The 1,453-nt window shown below is 73.2% G+C and carries 1 protein-coding gene; it reads right to left on the bottom strand.

Translation table 11 applies throughout. The features are described 5' to 3' along the window. Positions 1-1,453 (bottom strand): acyltransferase domain-containing protein (locus IE329_RS39845; RefSeq protein WP_308438444.1); only part of this gene is annotated, 1,453 nt, incomplete at both ends.

The following is a 1,453-nucleotide window of genomic DNA, read 5'->3' on the forward strand; positions in this document are numbered from 1 at the left end:
AGCAGGGTGCCGGAGGCGTGCCGCTGCCAGTCGCCGTCCTCGGTCCGGGAGTGGATGGTGACGGGCCGGGCGCCGGACTCGTCCGGGGCGCCGGCCGAGACCTGGAGCTGGACGGCGGCGCGCTCGGGCAGCACCAGCGGCGCCTCCACCACCAGCTCGTCCACGGTGCTCGCGCCGACCTCGTCCCCGGCCCGGACGGCCAGCTCCAGCAGGGCGGTGCCGGGGACGATCACGGTGCCCTGGACGGCGTGGTCGGCGAGCCAGGGGTGGGTGCGCAGCGAGAGGCTGCCGGTGAGCAGCACGCCGTCCGCGTCGGGCCGGGCCACGATCGCGCCGAGCAGCGGGTGCCCGGCGGTGCCGAGGCCGAGGCCGGCGGCGTCGGCCGACTGGGCCGATCCCGGCTCCAGCCAGTAGCGGCGGCGCTGGAACGGGTAGGTCGGCAGGTCCACCCGGCGGGGCGACGCCCCGGCGAACAGCGCCGTCCAGTCGGCCTGGTGGCCGTGCGTGTGGATCTGCGCCAACGCGCTGACCGCGCTGACCGCCTCCGGCGCGTTGCGGCGCAGGGCGGGGACGGCGACCGGGTCGGTCAGGGTCTCCTGGACCAGCGCGGACAACGTGCCGTCCGGCCCCAGCTCGACGAAGGTCGTCACCCCGTTCGCGTCCAACTCCCGCACCACGTCCGCGAAACGCACCGCCTCACGGACATGCCGCACCCAGTACCGAGGATCGGTGATCTCCTGCGCCGTGGCGACCCGCCCCGTCAGGTTCGACACCACCGGGATCCGCGGCGCCGAGAACGACAGCGACGCCGCCACCGCACCGAACTCCTCCAGCATCCCGTCCATGTGCGCCGAATGGAACGCATGACTCACCCGCAACCGACGCGTCCTACGCCCCTGCGCGGCGAACCGCTCCCCCAACGCCAGCACCGGTGCCTCGTCACCCGACACCACCACCGACGAAGGACCGTTCACCGCCGCCACCGACACACCCACGGACAGCGCCGCCAGCACCTCCTCCTCCGAGGCCTGCACCGCCACCATCGCACCACCCGACGGCAACGCCTGCATCAACCGCGCCCGCGCCGCCACCAGCACCGCAGCATCCGCCAACGACAACACCCCGGCCACATGCGCCGCCGACAACTCACCGATCGAATGACCCGACACGAAATCCGGCCGCACACCCCACGACTCGAACAACCGGAACAGCGCCACCTCCACCGCGAACAACGCCGGCTGCGTCAGACCCGTCTGCTCCAGACCACGGCCCGACTCCACCACCTCCGCCAACGACACACCCAGCAACGGATCCAACTCCGCCGCCACCGCACCGAAAGCCTCCGCGTACACGGGGTACGAGGACGCCAGCTCCGTGCCCATCCGCACCCGCTGGCTGCCCTGCCCGGTGAACAGGAACGCCAGCGAACCCGCCCCCACCGCCGAACCGGTGA

The organism is Kitasatospora indigofera, assembly GCF_014655955.1.
Taxonomy (GTDB): domain Bacteria; phylum Actinomycetota; class Actinomycetes; order Streptomycetales; family Streptomycetaceae; genus Kitasatospora; species Kitasatospora indigofera.